Here is a 20,168-nt window from a genome sequence, read left to right as displayed (position 1 = left end):
ATAAAAGCGGCAAACCCTGCCGCCTTTATTGCATGCCTTAATTACAACCCAATAAAATTACCGCTATTTGAAATAACGCCCGCTTTCAGCTCCAGCCCTGCAAAGCCGCCCAGATAAGCATTGCTTCCGCTATTAGAAATATTTTTTACGCTGACAGCAGCCTGCCCATCCGTTAATATATTACTATAATTATAGAGGTTTCTGCCTGCCCTAATGGTTAACTGATCATTGCTGACAATGTTACCTTCATTATACAGGTCCCCTTTGATATCAATCGTTGTGGTTGATGCTCCCTGAATATTACTGCCCGAACTGTTTTTTACATCAGACTCGCTTTTGAGTATGATTTGGTTACCGGCCGCCATATCTTTATAATTATACAGTCGGCTTTTTGTGGTGATTTTTAAATCCTGCGCGGCGCTAAGGGTATTACGGTTAGAAAGGATACCTTGCACCGTAACGGAAGCATTCTGGTTGCCATTTATCCAGCCGTAGTTAGTAAAAGTGCTGCCCAGGTTAACCTGCAAATCTTTATCGGCGGAAATGATGCCGGTTGCATTATTATCAGCAATGCTGCCTGAACTGTAATTAGAGAGAAAACCGCTATCAACAGTCAGGCTGCCGCCGCTGTTTATCGTGGCATAATCATTATAGATAGCCTGTGTTTTCAGCAACGAAAGTCCTGAAGCTGCCATGATGTGGCCGTAGGTGTTGTTAATATGATCCCTGGCCTGGATGGTTAACTGACCCAACTCCGAAACAATACGGCCACTATCATTGTTTACGCGACCAGTGTTAATGGTGATGCTTTCTCTGCCAATCAGACCACCCTTTTGGTTGGGCATTGCTAAATAAACGCCATAAAAATCAGCAAAATCCTGAGCTTTGCTGTTATCCAGCATGTCAGCGGCCGTTATCGTCATGTTTTTATTAGCAACCATTAGCGCGGCGCTGTTATCCACTGAGGTTTTGGCATTGATATTCATATCCTGACCAACGAACAATCCTCCTTTGTTACTAACGCGCCTCGCCTGTAGCTCGATATTGCCTTCGCCAGCACTGATAATGCCGATACTGTTGTAAAAATCTTCCGAGAGATCAATATGAATATTGCCCGAGGTGCTTATCCCCGCCTGGCCATTTAGCAGAGATGCGGCTTTAATGTAAAGTTCTTTGCTGCTGTTTAACTTTCCCTGGAAGTTGTCAACAGCAGAGGTGGTAGTTATAGCGATATTACCTTTTGAGGCGATTTGACCGGTGCGACTGTTCAGCACATCGGCTTTGATCTGAATCCCGCCTTCACCAGCGATGATACCCTGGGAATCCTGACTAAAAGTGTCTGCTGTGCGCGTACTGCCGTTATTGATGCTGCCCCTGACCGCATCAAGATGGATATGCCCTACAGTAGAACGGAGAAGGCCCTGCCGGTTTTCAATATTCCCGTTACTGCTGATGTCCATGTCACCTGTAGCTTCGATGGTGCCAGAAGTATTATTAACTCTGTTCGCCCCAACGCCGACATAGCCGCCTTTGATCAGGCCATTGATATTATCCAGCATGCCCGTTTGCAGGGCCACGGCCCCGGCATGAATACCCACGGAATTGCCTTTCCCTGTATTGGTCATGATTTTATTATGGGTGTTTACGCCCAGCGTGCCGCCAGCAGATATTTTCCCATTGACGTTATTAAAAGTGCCGCTGTCAATATAGATATCTTTCCTGGCGGCGATATGACCCGCCTGGTTATTATTGATGATGCTTTTATTAGTATCTATATGAATAGTATTCTCGCTATTTATTTTTCCGGTGATATTTTCCAGCCCTTGCTGTGCTTTGATGTTAATCAGTCCAGCTGATTTTATTTGGCCATGGCTGTTAACAAGTTTACCGCTGCTATCAATTTGTATATTCTCCGTTCCGGCAATAATGCCGCTATTGCGTACCCCCACGCCTTTTTCGCTGCTGATCAGGCTTATTTTATTGGCGTACATTCCGCCAATAGTGGCAACGTCAATTCCATAGCCCTGCCGTCTTCCCTGAGCCTTCACCGTACCGGTAATTTTGCCATTTATGTCAACATAATTGTTGCCGGCTACCATTGACAGCTCCTCAGCATAGAGTTTGTCATTGACTACAATGGATCGCGCTAATATTTCAGTTGGCGAGGCACTTTCCAGATGTGAAAGCGTAACGCTGCCGCCATTTACCTGGTATCCTTTTAGCATACCGTTCTGCATATCTGGTTTGCCGGTGGTGACAGTAACTTTTTCTGCGTTAATAAAGCCACATCCCTGGCAACTGATACCGTTTGGATTAGCAACGATGACATGCGCTTTATTTCCTGCCACCTCCAGCCAACCCTGTAAGGCACTATGATTTTTAGAAATAACCTCGTTAAGAATAACTTTCGCTGCACCTGAGCTCAGGTTGCTGTTCCCTTTTATCTCTCCAGCCAGCCTGGTGCTGATGGCATTCTGGCTGTTGTTTAAGATCAACCCTTTTTTATCAACATTAAATTTGTCATATAGGTTATGTGAAATGCCGCGATCGTTCGCTTTGTTGATATCAATGACCGTTACACCCTTTACAACTGAAGAGGTCATATTTCTGTTATTAGCCGCTTGCGTCACGCTGGCTAAGGAAAGCAAAATACATGCCGCTACAGGATGATATTTGACGCGCGCATGCCCGATTTTTCTATTTCTCATATTCTTTTACCTGTTATAACTATCATTGTTTTCCATGCTGAAAGAACTGGTGCATAGAATGAAACAACAGATGTCCGCCGCTTCAGTTACTTATCACCTCTTTCAGGCGCAAATTTAATGGCCGCCATTAAATTTGATGTGCAATATTCCATTTGCTAACAGTAAATCAAACCACAGCTGTTAATATGCGCTAAACAGGCGCAGACTATTCACATCAGGTAAAACTTATAAAAGGATTTTTTATAAAGCACGCGTATCCAGAAAAAGACTGCCGACTCTCCGTTGCTTTAATAAGAATAATGTTTAAACGATACTCTTTTGTTCTGGCAGGGGTAAATCGTAAATCATATTAAAAATGAGTATTATTTTGCAGAAGTACAAAGGGATCAGACGCTGTCGGCCCAAAAGAAGAGAAGAGTGAGTGTGTGTGGTTTTGTAACGAAAAAAGGGCCTTACGGCCCTTTTCGGAGAATTGCAGAAAATGCTTTCTACAATTTAAAATCTGGAGCGGGAAACGAGACTCGAACTCGCGACCCCGACCTTGGCAAGGTCGTGCTCTACCAACTGAGCTATTCCCGCATTCATCAGCAACAAAGCACTGATTTTTTCCTCATTCGGCAAATCTATTACCGTCCGATGCGCTGCATTCTACTGCGCTGAACATCTGAGTCAACCAGATTATCTTTATGCGCTAGTCATTTGCTGTTTTTTGCACCATATCGATCAGTGTTCAAACAGATCGTTGCGCGCCGCGCTTAAATATTGAAACATCGACCAGAAAGTCAGCACTGCAGCAATATAGAGCGCCACCACGCCGACCGCTGAAACCAGCTGATTGGGATGCCACAGCAGCGCAACCAATGCCAGCATCTGGGCCGTGGTTTTGACTTTACCGATCCAGGAAACGGCAACGCTGCTGCGCTTACCAATTTCCGCCATCCACTCGCGCAATGCAGAGATAATAATTTCGCGGGCAATCATGGTCGCCGCCGGCAAGGTAATCCACCAGGCGTGAAACTGTTCAGCCACCAGCACCAACGCCATCGCGACCATCACCTTATCCGCTACCGGATCGAGAAAGGCGCCGAAGCGGGTCGATTGCTTCCAGCGGCGGGCCAGAAAACCATCAAACCAGTCAGTAATCGCTGCTATCACAAAAATGATAGCGCAAACCATCGGCCCCCAATGAAATGGCAGATAGAATGCCAGCACAAAAAAAGGGATCAGCACAACACGAAACAGGGTGAGCCACGTCGGTATATTCAATTGCATAAGGTACGCTAACTGTCTGGCATGAGTAGGGTTTACCCGTATGTTGCTACATTGCCACAAGGGATTCAATGTTAGTGTTTTAACGAGTAAAAAATTTTCTCCGCCAGGGCGTGAGAAATGCCAGGCACTTTGGCGATTTCTTCAACCGAGGCGTTCATCAATGGCTGTAGGCCGCCCATATATTTTAACAGCTGCTGACGCCGTTTGGGCCCAACGCCTTCGATACTTTCCAGCGAGCTGGTATTTTTGACCTTTGCCCGCTTATTGCGATGCCCGGTTATCGCATGATTATGGGAATCATCGCGAATATGCTGAATAACATGCAGTGCCGGTGAGTCAGGCGGTAAGGAGAATCCCTCGCCTTCAGGCTCCAGAAAGAGCGTTTCCAGACCGGCCTTACGATCGCTGCCTTTGGCCACGCCCAGTAAAAGCGGATGATGTTTATCCCAGCTGACTTCCAGCTCGGAGAAAACCTGCTTCGCCTGCCCCAGCTGCCCTTTACCGCCGTCAATCAGGATCACGTCCGGCACCTTTTCCGGCTCCAGCTCTTTACCGTAACGTCGACGCAGCACCTGATTCATCGCCGCATAGTCATCTCCCGGCGTGATGCCGCTGATATTATAGCGGCGATATTCAGCACGCACCGGCCCGTTACTGTCGAAAACCACGCAGGAGGCGACCGTTTGTTCGCCCATGGTATGGCTGATATCAAAGCATTCCATACGGTTGATACGCGGTAATTTAAGCACCCCGGCTAACGCCGCCAGCCGCTGATGGATCGTTGATTGCTGGGTGAGTTTTGTTACCAACGCTGTCGCGGCGTTGGTACGCGCCAGTTTCAGATAGCGAGCGCGATCGCCACGCGGCTTACTCTGAATATGAATACGGCGTCCTGCCAGCTCACTAAGAGAATCTGCCAGCAGCTCGCGTTCCGTCAGATTAAAATCCAGCAGGATTTCACCCGGTAAGGTACGCGACTCGCTGCCCTGCAGATAGAACTGACCCACAAAGGTTTGCACCACTTCCGCCAGCTCGGTGCCGCCGGGAATTTTTGGGAAATAGCTGCGGCTGCCTAATACCTTGCCCTGGCGAATAAAAAGCACATGCAGACAAGCCATACCGGCATCGTAAGAGACGCCAATGACATCAAGGTCATCGCCCTGATTGGAAACAAATTGCTTTTCGGTAACCCGCCGCACCGCCTGAATCTGATCGCGCAGACGGGCAGCTTCTTCAAAGCGCAACGCCTGGCTGGCCTGTTCCATACGGCTGACCAGCATGTTTAGCACCTGGTCATCTTTACCGGCGAGAAACAGCCGCACATACTCGGTTTGCTGAGCATATTCCTCTTCGCTGACCAGACCTGCGACGCAAGGCCCCAGACAACGCCCAATCTGATATTGCAGACAGGGGCGCGTGCGGTTGCGATAAACGCTGTTTTCACACTGCCGCACCGGGAATATTTTTTGCAGCAGCGCCAGGGTTTCACGCACCGCATAGCCATTGGGGAATGGACCGAAATATTCGCCCTTTGCATGTTTAGCGCCGCGATGGATAGCCAGCCGGGGATGAGGATCGCCACTTAAGAAGATATAGGGATAGGACTTATCGTCACGCAGCAGCACGTTGTAGCGCGGCTGATAAAGCTTGATGTAGTTATGTTCAAGCAGCAGCGCTTCTGTTTCAGTGTGGGTGACGGTGACATCAATATGATCGATATTGGCCACTAACGCTTCGGTTTTACGGCTGGCAAGATTGCTGCGGAAATAGCTACTGAGGCGCTTTTTCAGATCTTTTGCTTTACCGACGTAAATAACCGTACCGCCACTGTCATACATCCGGTAGACGCCCGGCTGGCTGGTGACGGTTTTCAGAAAGTATTTTGCATCAAAAACTTCACTCACTACTGATCAACGACTCCGCATTAAACAGGCCATGTCGGATGGCCAGATGCGTCAACTCTACGTCGCCATTAATATTCAGTTTACTAAACATACGATAGCGGTAGCTGTTAACGGTTTTCGGGCTCAGATTAAGCTGTTCAGAAATATCTGTGACTTTCTGCCCTTTGGTAATCATCAGCATAATCTGCAATTCCCGTTCCGACAAACAGCTGAAAGGAGATTCTCCCTTTTCTGGTTCAATCTGGCTCAGCGCCATCTGCTGCGCTATATCAGAGGCGATATAACGTTGGCCCGAGTGAACCGAACGAATCGCACTGATGACCTCCTGCGGCGCGGCTCCTTTACTGAGGTAGCCGGAAGCGCCCGCCTGCATCACTTTTGCCGGCAGCGGATTTTCCGTATGGATAGTCAACATAATAATTTTAGCATCGGGGTTAAATCGTACGATCTTGCGCGTCGCCTCCAGGCCGCCGATGCCCGGCATGTTCATATCCATCAGGATTACATCAACCTGGTTGGTTCGACACCACTTAACAGCATCCTCACCGCAGCATGTCTCGCCGGTTACCTGAATACCTTTGATATCTTCCAGTATGCGACGGATCCCTGCGCGTACCAGTTCGTGGTCATCCACAAGAAGAATGCTGATCAAAAGAGGATTTCTCCGGAATGGTGATGTTTATGGGCGACACTTTAATTAACCGGCTTAATGTTACTCTCTTTCGTGACAGGTTTGAACATAATTCAGCGTTTTTTTGGGCGGTTAATTGCTCGCTCAGCCCACCGTTATTCTACCCGCAGCGCAACTATTTCCCCCTACCGATAATAAAGCGTTAAATCCGTTAAAAAATAAGCAGAAAATCATTTAAAATTTTAAAATTCTTTATATACAATGAGTTAAATTAAAACCACTGGGCACTTTTGCGTGACGAAATAAGGCTCTTTTGACCATTTCCATCCAGGCTAAATAGTGCAGATTTTTTATTTACCTTTGCGTTCTGAACAACATTTTATTGTTTACCCTGCATGCTCAACTGAGAAAACAGTCTCATAATTTATGTTATACTTTCCTGCTATCGCTGATTTGAGCAGTAGTTCAAATGTTTGTACCATTTTATCAAGGAGTAGCTATGGGTTATAACGATTTTAACACCTCGCATGAAGCAGAGAAGTTGGCGAATGAAGTTGCCTGCCTGAAGGCGATGGTCACGATGATGCTGAAAGGCATGGGGCAGGCCGATGCAGGTAAAGTGATTATCAATATGGAACGGCTTATAGCTCAGTTAGACGATCCAAAGCAGGCTGAAACTTTCGCTGATACCATTGGCCAAATCAAAGCTGGCTACCGTCGCTAAAAACTTCAAACCCATTGATTTGATGCTGTTATTCACGCATGTTATGGATTTTGCCGTGGAGTGAACAATGGGTTTGCTGTTAAAAGCGTTAATCGGCGCACTGGTGGTGGTCGCGATCGGCATACTGGCGAAGAGTAAAAATTACTATATCGCGGGCTTGTTGCCTCTGTTCCCTACTTTTGCACTGATCGCCCATTATCTGGTGGCAACCGATAAAGGGGTAAGCGCGTTACGTACCACGCTTGTTTTTGGCATGTGGGCCATTCTGCCCTACTTGTTTTATCTCCTCTCGTTATGGTTTTTCATCGGTGCAATGCGGCTACCTGTTGCGTTGGCCAGCGCCGTGCTATGCTGGGTGCTGGCCGCATGGTTACTGATCACCCTATGGACACGTTGGCATTAGCGTCCCGATTGCCAGTTTATGGAGACGCCCAACGAAGGCAAAACCTCTTCCGGGCTAAAACGACGTGCGCCACGATACTTTTCCGCTAAATCGGGCTGCTTAACCGGAATCTTAACCGCAAAAAGGTTATCTTCAGATTGAATCAAGCCCGGCGTAAGCGGTTCGAATCCTACTTTATGTTGTTCAAACATCTGCTCCAACATCGGCGTAGCGGCACTGACAAGATAATCGATGCCTGCCAGCTCTGCCAATTGCACAGCATGCCAGAGAATGGTTAGCGGTAATTCAGCATCCACATCCAGTCTGGCTGAAAAACGCGACATTTCCCATACTGCTTCTTTACGATCGAACGGGACGCTGATGCCTTCAACGTTACCCGGTTCCTGCCACTGCATCAAACGCGCGCAGCCGCAAATGCCCATACGCGCGTGCCAGGCGATAAGCCAGCTGACATCAGAACGGTCAAAGCGATCATACTCCTGCCCCGGCGTGCTGAGCCGGGAAGGTATCGACCACCCTTCACCGCGTGCAAATACGCTATAGCGATAACTGCCCAATTCCGCCAATAACGAGGATGGCATATCCTTTAGCTGGGTTTGGATAATCTTCATCATATTCCCCTGTCGCACTCCCTCGTTTAAGCCGTATTCATACGGCGCTAGCCCAGCTGAAACCCAGGCCGAAGGGTAGACAACTGGTTAACCTTATGAAACTACTAAATTTAGTAGTTGCGCTAGCGCTCACAATAAACCCATTGCCGCTGCATAGCTGGCTACCTGGGTTTTATTCGGTGCATTGAATCGTTTCTGCAAATTTTTTTGATGAAAATTTACCGTATGGGGCGAGATAGCCAGAATCAGTGAAATTTCTACAGCCGTTTTGCCCTCCGCCGTCCATTTTAATATTTCCAGTTCACGCTGGCTTAAGGTTATATCTAAAATGCGCATTGAGACATCGTCTAAACGCTGTAAAGTTTGTAATGACAGATCCAAAAGATACTGTAGTCTTAATTGTTGTTCTGGCTGTAATGTCAACATATTCAGCGCCTTTTTAGAAGACGCAGATAATATACCGAGCGCTCGATTAAGCGCCATAAGCGAACAGGAAACGCCTGAAGTCAGCCCATGGGATTTTGCCTCTTGCCAGAATAATTCCGTGCATTCCGATATGGCATCTTGCCACAGTATAAATTTCCCCGGCAGCTGGCAAAGATCAAGAATAGGATCGATTGCATAATAATTTTCATTTTCGTATTGCTTTACCCAACCCTTTGGATAGGTAGTAAAAAGAAACGTTTTAGGGCGCGTAAAGGGAACAGGATGGCGGATAAGTAAAGCAAATTGCTCCAATCCCAACGCTTTAACCTGCTGCTGTAATATATCCGTTAGCTCATCAGTGTTATTCAGTAAAAAAAACAGTGCCTCGACCTCCTTGCGCCAGGCGAAGTAATCATCGAACGTCATTAAAGCCTCACCGGTACGCGAAGGCTACTCGCGCCATGGTTTAAGTCAAACTGCCACCGATGTAACAAAAAATTAAATGCTCTCGAAAAATTATTTTAATTATATTGGCTTAAGCGGTTGCGGATAAGATCGCGCTGCATTTATGATACGTTAAGAAAATGTGATATAATTGCTTAAGCTACACGCTTTGAATCCTTATAATTTAGTAAAGTTATATTTATCAATCTTGCGCAAACTCAATACTTTGTGCATAAAGATAAGAATAAGATTTTTCTTAAAACTATTCAATCCCCTTGCAATTTAAGCCACGTTGATGTGAAAAATCGTGACGGATGTGAAATTCTTTTCATAAGAAAAAAGCGACAATAATATTCTTTTGAAACAGCATTATAGCAAAACTCATAACACAGGCTGATTGTTAACACCGTAATTATTCTAAAATCTCCGCTTTTACTTAAGCTCTTCTTAATTCATCACTAATAATCTTTTATAAAAAATTATCTGATCTCTATTAAATGCCGCTAACCTTTTTCGTAAGGCTTTATACCATTAGATACCATAGAAAAAGCGTTAAATAGTCCGTTTTTCAAATAATTCTTTATAGGCAGCAGCCAGTTAGCGACAAAGCATGTAGCCTCGCATCCCTAAATGGAAATGGCTGTCATGCGCCGCGTTATAATTTGGCCCCAGCGCGTTGCCAAACCAGGCGCAGCTGCTGTCGAACCAGCGATGCAGAAGCGCCGACGCTTCGCCCGTTCTGTGCCAGTCTCTTCCCACGCTGATTCGCGTACCGTTTGCCAGGCGAAACGCCGTTATATCCCATGCATCAGCGGTCGCATGTTCACTCAACCTGCCCTGCGCACGGTGATAAATATTGCGGCAGGCGTAGCTTCCTACATGCTCGATACGTCCCAACGGCGATTTAAGCGGGCTTGTTAGCGCTATTTGATTTGCCTGAATCACAAACATTGTACTGCTTACCGCCAACGGACAGCTGGCCAAAAAGCTGCTGCTCAGTGTTACCCTGGCAAACCGCTGTATCCGAATCGGCTTTTCCAGCGGGCAGGCTCCCTTCATCGCAGGAGGCTGAGTAAAGCTGATGAATCCTGCCTCACGGGCACGCTGCAATACCGACAGACAGGCCGCAGGATCATTGCGCAGGCGCTGAAGCTTGTAGCGCGTAATTGGCCCTGGCGCATCGGTGACCTCCAGCGGCTTAAAAGGATCCCAGTGCGATGGCAGATGGCGCTGTAGCCAGGGCATGCTTGCCAGCGCGGCCAGAATTATAATCAGCACTATCGCCATGGTTTTCACCCGCCCCTCCCCCGATTAGCCGCTACGCTTGCCTGTTAATTGTAGCCTGTGGTCCAGTTTTTACTGTGAAAGTTACGCATTTTGTGGTTTTTTGCGGCAGTACTGCATAAAAGTTGTACCTTTTCGCTGTTTGTAAATAAATGATGCCAACTTCGGGCCTCAAATTCTGCAGGATTGGCAAAAACCATTAGCTGATAATCGGTTAATTACACTATCTTATGCCAACTTACCTGCCGGTAAGCCTGATAACTATCGGCCAGCAGAGCCGCACGACATCACAGACAGGAACCACTTCATGACAGATCAAACCAAAGATACGCTGCAAAACGCAGAAAGCCCGGATAAGCTCCGGCGTAGTCTTCATAACCGTCATATTCAGCTGATTGCTATTGGCGGTGCTATCGGAACCGGCCTGTTTATGGGGTCTGGTAAAACCATCAGTCTGGCGGGACCGTCGATCATTTTTGTCTATATGATCATCGGTTTTATGCTGTTCTTTGTGATGCGCGCGATGGGCGAGCTATTGCTCTCCAATCTTGAATATAAATCTTTCAGCGATTTCGCCGCTGACCTGCTTGGCCCGTGGGCCGGTTATTTTACCGGATGGACCTACTGGTTCTGCTGGGTGGTGACCGGCATAGCCGACGTGGTCGCCATCAGCTCCTATTTCCAGCTCTGGTTCCCCGATTTCTCTATCTGGATGAGCGCCCTGCTTTGTGTTGTGGCCTTTCTGGCGCTTAACATTGTTACGGTTAAGCTGTTTGGCGAGCTGGAGTTCTGGTTTGCCATTATCAAAATCGTGGCCATCGTTGCGTTGATTGTTACCGGCATTGTCCTGGTGGCGATGCATTACCCTTCTCCGGGCGGCGGCACGGCTTCGCTGTCGAATATCTGGAATGAAGGCGGTATGTTCCCGAAAGGATTAAGCGGCTTCTTTGCCGGTTTCCAGATTGCTGTATTTGCTTTTGTCGGCATTGAACTGGTAGGCACCGCCGCAGCTGAAACGCACGACCCGCATAAGGTATTGCCGCGTGCAATTAATGCCATTCCGATTCGCGTTATTATGTTTTATGTGCTGGCGCTAATGGTGATTATGGCGGTAACGCCCTGGACGCACGTAGTCGCCGACCGCAGTCCATTTGTAGAAATGTTTATGTTGATTGGCCTGCCAGCGGCGGCCAGCATCGTGAACTTTGTAGTATTAACCTCTGCCGCCTCCTCGGCTAACAGCGGTATTTTCTCCACCAGCCGGATGCTCTACGGCCTTGCAGAACAGGGTGTGGCGCATCGCGCCTTTGGTCGTCTCTCAGCACGCGCGGTACCGACTGCAGGTCTGCTTTTCTCCTGCCTCTGTCTGCTGATTGGCGTGGCGCTGATTTACCTGATTCCGAATGTCATGACCGTGTTTACCATGGTCACTACCGTTTCGGCCATTCTTTTTATGTTTGTCTGGAGCATCATCCTCTGCTCTTACCTTGCCTATCGTAAAAAATATCCGCAGCGTCATCAGCAGTCGCGCTTTAAAATGCCGCTGGGCAAGCTGATGTGCTGGATATGTATGGCTTTCTTCGTGTTTGTCATTGTTCTGCTGACGCTACAGGAAGATACGCGCCAGGCGCTGATGGTTACGCCGCTGTGGTTTATTCTGCTGGGCATCGGCTGGTGGCTGCGTAGCCGTAAGGCAGCGGTGCGTTAACACCGGCCTGCTGCCAGAGTGACGTTCTGATACTGACAGCTTGTCAGCTCAGGGGCGAACGCAAGTTCGCCCCTTTTCGTTACAGACGCTGACGAAAGTGCCGCCACGTTTGCGTTAGTGAGGGTCTTGACGAAGCGAGCCGTGAAGGATGAGGGTTACGCGCCTGCGGAGCGCCCAGATCAAAAGTAAAGGTGAAATCTGGCGCTTCGCCCATACGCAAATCACTGATAAACAGTTTGCCGTCGCGCTGCTGCATGGCAAAAAAACCATGGCTAAACCAGGCGACACGCTCAACATGCGCATCTCCTTTCAGCTGTTGGTAGAGCGCAGCGCCACGATCGTGCATGCTAAGCTGCAGCGGTCGATGCGGCGCCAGCAGCGACCAGTAGCCCTCGTAGTAGTGCTCGGGCGTGACGGCGACTACGCGCCATACCAGCGTATTAAAAGCGGTGGGCGTTACCAGTAAATGAGACTTAACATCCAGCTGATGCGCCACCTGCGGAGCCACCTGATAAAGCGCAATTCCCTGCGCCGCCATGCTCCATAACAGATAGCCTGTACTGAGCGTCAAACCGGCGCGGCTCCAGCGCGGTTCGCGACGCCACAGGGCAACAATCAGGCAAATTATCAGCGACAGCGTATACAGCGGATCGACAATATAAATGCTGCCAATAGCCCAGGGGTAATCGGTAAAGGGCAGCCCCAGCTGGGTGCCATATACGGTCATCAGATCGAGCAACGGGTGGGTGATCAACGCCAGCCAGACAGCAGGCCACCACTGGATCCACTGAAAGCGCTGTTTGACCACGCCGGCAAGCAGCCACGCCAGCAACGGTGAAAGCAACGTTAACCAGACCAGCGCATGGCTTTCGGTGCGATGCAGAGTCATATTGCGGATTGCATCACCGTGATCGAGAAAAACATCCAGATCGGGCAAGGTGCCGCAAAATCCGCCCACCAGCGCCGACTTCCAGAGCGGCGCTTTGCGCCCCATGACCGCCATGCCTACCGAGGCGCCCAAAACCAATTGCGAAACGGAATCCATGCTTGCTCCTGGGTTGCAACCTAACGCTATAAGCCTGGCGTAATTCCGTTTCGCTGAAGGTAAAGTTTTTTAATCACCTCTCAGCGCACGCGAATGCCTTCAATCACCATATGCTGCACGTTGCGCACCGCCTGGTTAAAAAACTCTTCGTCATTCAGCGTCTGACCGGTTATCGCCTCTACCTGAACGGCAAAATCTGCGTAGTGTTGTGTGGTGGCCCACAGCATAAACACCAAATGCTGCGGCTCTACCGGCGCCAGCCGCTTTTGCGCCACCCAGTTTTCAATCACCTGCGATTTTTCATCTATCAACGCTTTAAGGTCGCTCTCAAGCTCGGCTTTCAGCAGCGGCGCGCCCTGAAGCATTTCCAGACAGAACAGTCGCGAAGCCTGGGGATGATCGCGCGATACCTCCATTTTCAGCTGGATATAGTGGCGAATCGCTGCCAGCGGCTCGTGATCTTCACGCAGCGCACGCAGCGGCGCTAACCAGACATCAAGGATCTCTTTCAGTACCGCGATATAGAGCGCTTCTTTAGAGGGAAAATAGTAAAGCAGATTGGTTTTTGATATACCGGCGCGCTCGGCCACTTTATCGAGGCGGGTGCCATGCATACCAAACTGCGAGAAGTATTCCAGCGCCGCGTTAAGAATGGCTGAACGCTTTGCCGCTGCCGCCTGTGAACGGCGTGTTGGTGCCTTATTTACCACTTTCACCCTGATCCTTTTTCTGAACAATGCCCGCGCTGCATCTTAGCAGTTGGTCGGTTCAGTTAAGAAGTAATTAACCGCTCTCATTACCTGCTGATAGCGGATAGTGCCTTGCCTGATTTCTGTGCAGCAGGTTTTGACCAAATGGTCTGTTTTAGCGCATCGCCTGGCTGCTTCCGTTGCTGCACTTGTTAATTCCAGTTTCATATCAATTAGTTAAAAATATGGCACACCTCTTGCTTTAGTTGCCTTACGCGCCGCCGGAACAGGAAAGGCAGGAAGCCCCGCAGCGCACGTTGGTTAAACCACTTCCACGAGGGCTTCATATGAAAATTGGCGTTTTTATCCCGGTAGGTAATAACGGCTGGCTGATTTCCAGTCATGCGCCGCAGTACATGCCGACCTTTGCGCTGAACAAAGCGATTGTGCAGAAAGCGGAGCATTACCATTTCGATTTTGCTTTATCAATGATCAAACTGCGCGGTTTTGGCGGTAAAACTGAGTTCTGGGATCATAACCTGGAGTCCTTCACCCTGATGGCGGCGCTGGCCGCTGTGACCACGCGCATCGAAATCTATGCCACCGCTGCCACTCTCACTCTGCCGCCCGCTATTGTGGCGCGCATGGCCGCAACTATCGACTCGGTTGCGGAGGGACGTTTTGGCGTTAACCTGGTTACCGGTTGGCAGAAGCCAGAGTATGAACAGATGGGACTGTGGCCGGGCGATGACTATTTCTCGCGCCGTTACGACTATCTGACCGAATACGTTACGGTGTTACGTGACCTCTGGGGCAGCGGCAAATCCGATTTGAAAGGCGAATTTTTTACCATGAATGACTGTCGCCTGAGTCCTCGCCCGCAAAAAGCGATGAAGGTGATCTGCGCCGGTCAAAGCGACGCCGGAATGGCCTTTTCCGCCCAGCACGCCGACTATAACTTCTGCTTTGGCAAAGGGGTTAATACCCCGGCCGCCTTTGCGCCAACGGCAGCCCGCATGAAAGCCGCTGCAGAGACCGCCGGGCGCGACGTCGGTTCGTTTGTGCTGTTTATGATTATCGCCGATGAAACGGACGAGGCGGCGCGCGCAAAATGGGAACACTATAAGGCGGGCGCGGATGAGGAAGCCCTGGCCTGGCTTACCACTCAAAGCCAGCAGGACAAGCGTTCCGGCAGCGATACCAACGTGCGCCAGATGGCCGACCCCACCTCCGCAGTGAATATCAATATGGGCACGCTGGTGGGTTCGTATGCCAGCGTTGCGCGTATGCTGGATGAGGTCGCTGCCGTTGAGGGGACGCAGGGCGTGTTGTTGACCTTTGATGATTTTCTGCAGGGCATTGAGGCCTTTGGCGAGCATATTCAGCCGTTGTTAGCCTGCCGGACACACGTTATCGCCGCAGCGCAGGAGGTAGCCTGATGAACACGGTTATTTGTAGCAGCGTCAGCCAGCAGGCGACCGTTACGCTGCCCGCCCGTCCTGAAAACATTGCTCTCCCGCCAGCGCAAACGGCGCTGATTGTGGTGGATATGCAGAATGCCTACGCCACGCCTGGCGGCTACCTTGACCTGGCGGGCTTTGACGTTTCCGCCACCCAGTCGGTAATTGAAAATATTGCCGTCGCCGTACAGGCCGCGCGCGCCGCCGGCATTCAGATTATCTGGTTTCAGAATGGCTGGGACCCGCAGTACGTTGAAGCCGGGGATGCCGGCTCGCCTAATTACCATAAATCCAACGCATTAAAAACCATGCGCAAACAGCCGCAGCTACAGGGCAAACTGCTGGCCAAAGGCGGGTGGGACTATGCGCTGGTGGATCGTCTTCAGCCGCAGCCGGGCGATATTGTGCTGCCCAAGCCGCGCTATAGCGGCTTTTACCACACCCCGCTTGACGGCATGCTGCGCAGTCGCAACATCCGCCACCTGGTTTTCACCGGCATCGCCACCAATGTTTGTGTGGAATCGACGCTGCGCGACGGCTTTTTCCTGGAATATTTCGGCATCGTTCTGGAAGACGCGACTTATCAGGCAGGCCCAGCTTTTGCCCAACAGGCAGCGATTTTTAACATTGAGACTTTTTTCGGCTGGGTTTCCGATGTGAATACCTTTTGCGCCACGCTGGCTGAACCAGCGCTTAAGCGCCCGGCCTGAACCATTGCACCCACAGGAGCTATCGTCATGCCTAAACATGTGATTATTCCACCCGGCAGTGGAACCCCTATCGCCCCTTTTGTGCCCGGCACGCTGGCGGACGGCGTGGTGTATGTCTCAGGTACGCTGCCCTTCGATCGCGAAAACAATGTGGTTCATGTGGGCGATCCCGCCGCGCAGACGCGTCACGTCCTGGAAACCATTAAAAGCGTGATCGAAACGGCAGGCGGCACCCTGGAAGATGTGACCTTTAATGCGATTTTCCTTACCGACTGGAGCCACTACGCCACCATAAATCAGGCGTATGCCGAATACTTTCCGGGCGATAAACCGGCCCGTTTCTGTATTCAGTGCGGGCTGGTAAAACCAGAGGCGCTGGTAGAAATCGCCTCCACTGCGCATATCGCTAAGTGAGGCGCCAATGCATCTGGATATTACGGGCCTGCGCGGAGACTACGCACCGGTGCTGGTACTTGCGGCTGGCTTAGGCGGGCTGGGCAGCTTTTGGCTACCGCAGTTAAACGCGCTACGTGGACGCTATCGGGTCGTGAGTTACGACCAGCGCGGCACCGGCCGCAATGCTGACCGGCTGCCTGAAGGCTACAGCCTGCAGGATATGGCCGCCGAGCTGGCGGAAAGTTTGCGGCTGGCAGGCATTGAGCGTTTCGATCTGTTGGGACATGCGCTGGGTGGCCTGATTGGGCTACAGCTGGCGCTGGACTATCCCACACGCGTCAAACGCATTGTGGTAGTGAACGGCTGGCTTAGCCTTGATGCACATACGCGCCGCTGTTTTCGTGTTCGTCAGGATCTGTTGCTTAACGCAGGCGTTGAAGCCTGGGTGCGGGCGCAGCCGCTGTTTCTCTATCCTGCCGACTGGCTTTCCGCCCATCAGGCACGTATTGAGGCGGAAGATGCGCTGCACTGCGCCCATTTTCAGGGCATGGAAAACCTGCTGCTGCGCCTGCATGCGCTGATGAGCGCCGACTTTCGTTCGTTTGCCGCCGCCATCACCCAACCAGTGCTGGCGCTGTGCAGCCGCGATGACCTGCTGGTGCCCTGGATCTGCTCACAGCAGCTGTGCGAGGCGCTGCCCAACGCCACGTTCCGGCAAATGAACTGGGGCGGACATGCGATGAGCGTGACCGATAGCCCGGCCTTCAACGCGCTGCTGCTGGCATGGCTTGAGGCTACGCCTGACACCATGCAACCCACATCCGATGCGCTGCCAGAAACGCTGCGCAGCTAAACCGCTTACCACATAAGGAGTGATCATGTCGCATACCGCTTTATCCCCTGCGCTTTCCGCCGTGGAGAAACAGGACTTTCGTAACGCGATGGCACGCCTCGGTGCTGCCGTCAATATCATCACTACGGATGGGCCCGGTGGCCGCGCCGGTTTTACCGCATCGGCCGTTTGCAGCGTCACGGATTCGCCGCCGACGCTGCTGGTTTGCCTGAACCGCTCCGCCTCGGTATGGCCCTCGTTTATGCAAAACCAGGTGCTGTGCGTAAATATCCTTGCGGCGGAACATGAGGCGCTGTCGAACCTGTTCGGCGGTAAAACGCCGATGGCGGAGCGTTTTATTGCCGCAGAATGGTCCACGCTGCTCACTGGCGCACCGATACTGAACGGGGCCGTGGCCTCTTTCGACTGCCGCATCAGCCAGACGATTAGCGTCGGTACGCACGATATCCTGTTTTGCGAAGCGCAGGCGCTGGTTTGTAATCAACATGGCGCCGGCTTGATCTATTTCGATCGCGGCTATCACCATCTGTTACGGCAGGAAGCCCGTTAACCCCGCTGCGGCGGCTCATCCCTTTTCCCCTGCAGGAGAAAATAATGGCGCATTCCTGGTTTCCTCAATGGCATAAAAAAACGGCGATAAGCGAAGATGGCGTTATCGCCCCGGATGAGACGCTGCCACTGGGGCAGACAGTGATCCTCGGCCTGCAACATGCGGTGGCAATGTTTGGCGCAACCGTGTTAATGCCGCTCCTCATGGGGCTGGACCCCAATCTCGCCATCATGATGTCCGGCATTGGCACTCTGCTGTTTTTTCTGGTGACCGGCGGGCGAGTGCCTAGCTACCTCGGCTCCAGCGCCGCCTTTGTTGGCGTAGTGATTGCCGTTACCGGCTTTAACGGGCAGGGCCTTAATCCGCATTTAGGCGTCGCGCTGGGAGGCATTATCGCCTGCGGTCTGCTTTATACCTTGATTGGCATGGTGGTGGTCAAAGCGGGCACGCGCTGGATTGAACGGCTTATGCCGCCGGTGGTCACCGGCGCGGTGGTGATGGCGATCGGGCTGAATCTGGCGCCTGTAGCGGTGCGCAGCGTCTCCGCGTCGGTATTTGACAGCTGGATGGCGGTGCTGACCATTCTCTGTATCGGCACGGTAGCGGTGTTTACCCGTGGCATGGTACAGCGTCTGCTGATCCTGGCAGGGCTTATTATTGCCTGGGCGCTCTATGCGTTGTTGACCAACGGGTTTGGTCTCGGCAAGCCGGTTGATTTTAATCCGATTGCCAGCGCGCCATGGTTTGGTTTTCCGCAGCTTACCGCGCCGGTTTTTTCAGTGTCAGCTATCACCATGATCGCGCCGGTGGCGGTTATTTTGGTGGCGGAAAATCTTGGGCATATCAAAGCAGTGGCGAGCATGACCGGACGTAACCTCGACCCCTATATCGGACGCGCCTTCATCGGCGACGGGCTGGCAACCCTGCTTTCCGGCAGCGTTGGCGGTAGCGGCGTCACCACCTATGCAGAAAACATCGGCGTGATGGCGGTTACGCGCGTTTACTCCACGCTGGCTTTTGTGGCCGCGGCGTTAATTGCCTTGTTCCTTGGCTTCTCACCAAAATTTGGCGCGCTGATCCATACCCTTCCCGCGCCGGTCATTGGCGGAGCCTCAATCGTGGTGTTCGGTCTGATCGCCGTAGCGGGCGCGCGCATTTGGCTGCAGAATCAGGTTGATCTGAGCAAGAACGGCAATTTGATTATGGTTGCGGTTACGCTGGTGCTGGGCGCAGGCGACTTCTCGCTGAAAATCGGTGCCTTTACGCTCGGCGGAATCGGCACCGCCACCTTCGGGGCAATTATGCTGCATGCCATCCTGCGTTATCGCCGCAGTTCGTCCTTTAGCGAGGCGGAGATCCTGCGGCAGAATCGTTAGCTTCTACTCTTCCACGGCGGGTTGGCTTTTTGCCCGCCTTTTCAGTTTACATTCACTCACCAGCACTCCCAGCACAATTAATGCGCCGCCCAGCAGCGCCGTGCCGGGCAGCCGTTCGCCAGCAATACGCCCCACTACGCCCGCCCATACCGGCTCGCCGGCATAGATAACCGTGGCTCGCGTGGGTGAAACGCTGCGCTGTGCCCAGTTCATCGTTACCTGAATCAGCGCGCTGGCGAGTCCCAGTCCCAGCGCACTGCCCCAAAGCCAGGTTGACATAGCAGGCACGCTTTCACCGTTGGGCTGCATCATCAAAAAAGAAAACAGAGACGCCACGCCCAGTTGCACAATGGTGACGCGGCGAATATCGACTTTGCCTGCGCTGGCACCGATCAGAATAATTTCCGCCGCAATCGCCAGCGTACTAAGCAACGTCGCGATTTCGCCTCGATTCAGCGTCAAGCCACCGCTCTCTGGTCCCGCCACCAGTAGCAGTCCGATAAAAGCCAGCGCTACACCACACCACGCCATCAGGCCAGGCATTTTGCCCAGAAAAACCCACTGTAGTAGCGGCACCAGCGGCACATATAACGCGGTAATAAAGGCAGACTGACTGCCAGAGATGGTTTGCATGCCCCAGGTTTGTAAGCCATAGCCGCAACCAATCGCGATGCCGATCCAGAACCCCGCCAGCAGTTCATGCCGCGTAAAGCCGCCCAGCGTGCGCCATGAAAAGAGCAGCAGGAGCAGCGTTGCGGTGGCGAAACGCACGCCGACGAAAAAGAAAGGGCCGCTCATGGTCATCGCATGATGCACCACCATAAAGGTGCCGCCCCAGATCATGGTAATAAAAATCAGGATGCCTTCCTGCAGCGTAAGCGTCCATTTGTAGCGAGATAACCGGCCCAAGATATTTATCCATTCCTTACAACGAAGGCTGCCAGTGTGCTTGTCTCACCACATCGGGTCAATGG

The 20,168-nt window shown here is 51.4% G+C and carries 19 protein-coding genes and 1 tRNA gene; 9 read left to right on the top strand and 11 right to left on the bottom strand.

Annotated elements, in window-relative coordinates:
- Positions 1-41 precede the first annotated feature (41 nt).
- The 5 genes from ACQE3Z_RS14305 to uvrY all read right to left on the bottom strand — a co-directional run bounded on the left by ACQE3Z_RS14305 (position 42) and on the right by uvrY (position 6,536).
- Positions 42-2,708, bottom strand: a complete 2,667-nt coding sequence (locus ACQE3Z_RS14305) for a filamentous hemagglutinin N-terminal domain-containing protein (protein ID WP_426974287.1) — start codon at positions 2,706-2,708, stop codon at positions 42-44.
- A 503-nt stretch (positions 2,709-3,211) separates the two neighbouring features.
- Positions 3,212-3,287 (bottom strand) — tRNA-Gly (locus ACQE3Z_RS14300).
- Between the two features lie 144 nt (positions 3,288-3,431).
- Positions 3,432-3,980 (bottom strand): CDP-diacylglycerol--glycerol-3-phosphate 3-phosphatidyltransferase, encoded by a 549-nt coding sequence (gene pgsA / locus ACQE3Z_RS14295; RefSeq protein ID WP_250652316.1) that lies wholly within the window; start codon positions 3,978-3,980, stop codon positions 3,432-3,434.
- Positions 3,981-4,051: 71 nt separating this feature from the next.
- Positions 4,052-5,884, bottom strand: a complete 1,833-nt coding sequence (uvrC, locus tag ACQE3Z_RS14290; protein ID WP_426974286.1) for an excinuclease ABC subunit UvrC — start codon at positions 5,882-5,884, stop codon at positions 4,052-4,054.
- On the bottom strand, positions 5,877-6,536 hold the full coding sequence (uvrY, locus tag ACQE3Z_RS14285) for a UvrY/SirA/GacA family response regulator transcription factor (protein ID WP_426974285.1): 660 nt from the start codon (positions 6,534-6,536) through the stop codon (positions 5,877-5,879). The genes uvrC and uvrY overlap by 8 nt, the downstream gene beginning before the upstream one ends.
- A 478-nt stretch (positions 6,537-7,014) precedes the next feature.
- Between uvrY and ACQE3Z_RS14280 the strand changes: the two genes are divergently transcribed.
- Together ACQE3Z_RS14280 and ACQE3Z_RS14275 are read left to right on the top strand one after the other, a co-directional pair.
- A complete protein-coding gene (locus ACQE3Z_RS14280) occupies positions 7,015-7,239 on the top strand; it encodes a DUF2594 family protein (protein WP_085072161.1) in 225 nt (74 codons plus the stop codon).
- 67 nt (positions 7,240-7,306) lie between these two features.
- A complete protein-coding gene (locus tag ACQE3Z_RS14275) occupies positions 7,307-7,642 on the top strand; it encodes a GlpM family protein (protein ID WP_250652315.1) in 336 nt (111 codons plus the stop codon).
- On the opposite strand, the gene ACQE3Z_RS14270 is transcribed toward ACQE3Z_RS14275, so the two are convergent.
- The 3 genes from ACQE3Z_RS14270 to ACQE3Z_RS14260 all read right to left on the bottom strand — a co-directional run bounded on the left by ACQE3Z_RS14270 (position 7,639) and on the right by ACQE3Z_RS14260 (position 10,419).
- Positions 7,639-8,253 (bottom strand): acyl-homoserine-lactone synthase, encoded by a 615-nt coding sequence (locus ACQE3Z_RS14270; RefSeq protein WP_426974376.1) that lies wholly within the window; start codon positions 8,251-8,253, stop codon positions 7,639-7,641. The genes ACQE3Z_RS14275 and ACQE3Z_RS14270 overlap by 4 nt on opposite strands.
- A gap of 129 nt (positions 8,254-8,382) precedes the next feature.
- A complete protein-coding gene (gene sdiA / locus ACQE3Z_RS14265) occupies positions 8,383-9,105 on the bottom strand; it encodes a transcriptional regulator SdiA (RefSeq protein ID WP_426974284.1) in 723 nt (240 codons plus the stop codon).
- 615 nt (positions 9,106-9,720) lie between these two features.
- Positions 9,721-10,419, bottom strand: coding sequence for an extensin family protein (locus tag ACQE3Z_RS14260; protein WP_426974283.1), 699 nt, complete (start codon positions 10,417-10,419; stop codon positions 9,721-9,723).
- Positions 10,420-10,714: 295 nt separating this feature from the next.
- On the opposite strand from ACQE3Z_RS14260, the gene cycA reads away from it, so the two are divergent.
- Positions 10,715-12,115: a D-serine/D-alanine/glycine transporter gene (gene cycA / locus ACQE3Z_RS14255; protein ID WP_426974282.1), complete on the top strand. Its 1,401-nt coding sequence runs from the start codon at positions 10,715-10,717 to the stop codon at positions 12,113-12,115.
- A gap of 79 nt (positions 12,116-12,194) precedes the next feature.
- Here cycA and ACQE3Z_RS14250 read toward each other — a convergent pair whose 3' ends face one another.
- A complete protein-coding gene (locus ACQE3Z_RS14250) occupies positions 12,195-13,160 on the bottom strand; it encodes a metal-dependent hydrolase (protein WP_426974281.1) in 966 nt (321 codons plus the stop codon).
- Positions 13,161-13,240: 80 nt separating this feature from the next.
- A complete protein-coding gene (gene rutR / locus ACQE3Z_RS14245) occupies positions 13,241-13,876 on the bottom strand; it encodes an HTH-type transcriptional regulator RutR (protein ID WP_426974280.1) in 636 nt (211 codons plus the stop codon).
- 320 nt (positions 13,877-14,196) lie between these two features.
- On the opposite strand from rutR, the gene rutA reads away from it, so the two are divergent.
- The 6 genes from rutA to rutG are packed head-to-tail and all read left to right on the top strand — an operon-like array spanning position 14,197 to position 19,194.
- Complete coding sequence (rutA, locus tag ACQE3Z_RS14240) at positions 14,197-15,288, top strand: pyrimidine utilization protein A (protein ID WP_426974279.1); 1,092 nt, start codon at positions 14,197-14,199, stop codon at positions 15,286-15,288.
- Positions 15,288-16,019 (top strand): pyrimidine utilization protein B, encoded by a 732-nt coding sequence (gene rutB, locus ACQE3Z_RS14235; RefSeq protein WP_426974278.1) that lies wholly within the window; start codon positions 15,288-15,290, stop codon positions 16,017-16,019. Before rutA ends, rutB begins: the two co-directional genes overlap by 1 nt.
- Before the next feature lie 27 nt (positions 16,020-16,046).
- On the top strand, positions 16,047-16,433 hold the full coding sequence (gene rutC / locus ACQE3Z_RS14230) for a pyrimidine utilization protein C (protein WP_426974277.1): 387 nt from the start codon (positions 16,047-16,049) through the stop codon (positions 16,431-16,433).
- Positions 16,434-16,440: 7 nt separating this feature from the next.
- Complete coding sequence (rutD, locus tag ACQE3Z_RS14225) at positions 16,441-17,268, top strand: pyrimidine utilization protein D (protein ID WP_426974276.1); 828 nt, start codon at positions 16,441-16,443, stop codon at positions 17,266-17,268.
- Positions 17,269-17,293: 25 nt separating this feature from the next.
- Positions 17,294-17,818, top strand: coding sequence for an NADH-dependent FMN reductase RutF (rutF, locus tag ACQE3Z_RS14220; protein ID WP_426974275.1), 525 nt, complete (start codon positions 17,294-17,296; stop codon positions 17,816-17,818).
- A gap of 44 nt (positions 17,819-17,862) precedes the next feature.
- Entirely contained in the window at positions 17,863-19,194 is a 1,332-nt protein-coding gene (rutG, locus tag ACQE3Z_RS14215; protein ID WP_426974274.1) for a pyrimidine utilization transport protein G, read from the top strand.
- 3 nt (positions 19,195-19,197) lie between these two features.
- On the opposite strand, the gene ACQE3Z_RS14210 is transcribed toward rutG, so the two are convergent.
- Positions 19,198-20,106, bottom strand: coding sequence for a DMT family transporter (locus ACQE3Z_RS14210; RefSeq protein WP_426974375.1), 909 nt, complete (start codon positions 20,104-20,106; stop codon positions 19,198-19,200).
- Between the last annotated feature and the right edge of the window lie 62 nt (positions 20,107-20,168).

This window comes from Pantoea sp. FN0307 (genome assembly GCF_050113815.1).
GTDB lineage: Bacteria > Pseudomonadota > Gammaproteobacteria > Enterobacterales > Enterobacteriaceae > Mixta > Mixta alhagi.
The sequence above is the reverse complement of the archived record's forward strand: the minus strand, read 5'-3'. Positions and strand labels throughout refer to the sequence as shown.

Excerpts from the sequence above, each read along its gene's own strand:
- ACQE3Z_RS14280 (WP_085072161.1), top strand. The coding sequence starts at position 7,015 with ATGGGTTATAACGATTTTAACACCTCGCATGAAGCAGAGAAGTTGGCG.
- ACQE3Z_RS14270 (WP_426974376.1), bottom strand. The coding sequence starts at position 8,253 with ATGAAGATTATCCAAACCCAGCTAAAGGATATGCCATCCTCGTTATTG.
- ACQE3Z_RS14305 (WP_426974287.1), bottom strand. The coding sequence starts at position 2,708 with ATGAGAAATAGAAAAATCGGGCATGCGCGCGTCAAATATCATCCTGTA.
- ACQE3Z_RS14275 (WP_250652315.1), top strand. The coding sequence starts at position 7,307 with ATGGGTTTGCTGTTAAAAGCGTTAATCGGCGCACTGGTGGTGGTCGCG.
- rutC (WP_426974277.1), top strand. The coding sequence starts at position 16,047 with ATGCCTAAACATGTGATTATTCCACCCGGCAGTGGAACCCCTATCGCC.
- sdiA (WP_426974284.1), bottom strand. The coding sequence starts at position 9,105 with ATGACGTTCGATGATTACTTCGCCTGGCGCAAGGAGGTCGAGGCACTG.
- rutB (WP_426974278.1), top strand. The coding sequence starts at position 15,288 with ATGAACACGGTTATTTGTAGCAGCGTCAGCCAGCAGGCGACCGTTACG.
- rutF (WP_426974275.1), top strand. The coding sequence starts at position 17,294 with ATGTCGCATACCGCTTTATCCCCTGCGCTTTCCGCCGTGGAGAAACAG.
- ACQE3Z_RS14250 (WP_426974281.1), bottom strand. The coding sequence starts at position 13,160 with ATGGATTCCGTTTCGCAATTGGTTTTGGGCGCCTCGGTAGGCATGGCG.
- rutA (WP_426974279.1), top strand. The coding sequence starts at position 14,197 with ATGAAAATTGGCGTTTTTATCCCGGTAGGTAATAACGGCTGGCTGATT.
- rutD (WP_426974276.1), top strand. The coding sequence starts at position 16,441 with ATGCATCTGGATATTACGGGCCTGCGCGGAGACTACGCACCGGTGCTG.
- rutG (WP_426974274.1), top strand. The coding sequence starts at position 17,863 with ATGGCGCATTCCTGGTTTCCTCAATGGCATAAAAAAACGGCGATAAGC.
- cycA (WP_426974282.1), top strand. The coding sequence starts at position 10,715 with ATGACAGATCAAACCAAAGATACGCTGCAAAACGCAGAAAGCCCGGAT.
- pgsA (WP_250652316.1), bottom strand. The coding sequence starts at position 3,980 with ATGCAATTGAATATACCGACGTGGCTCACCCTGTTTCGTGTTGTGCTG.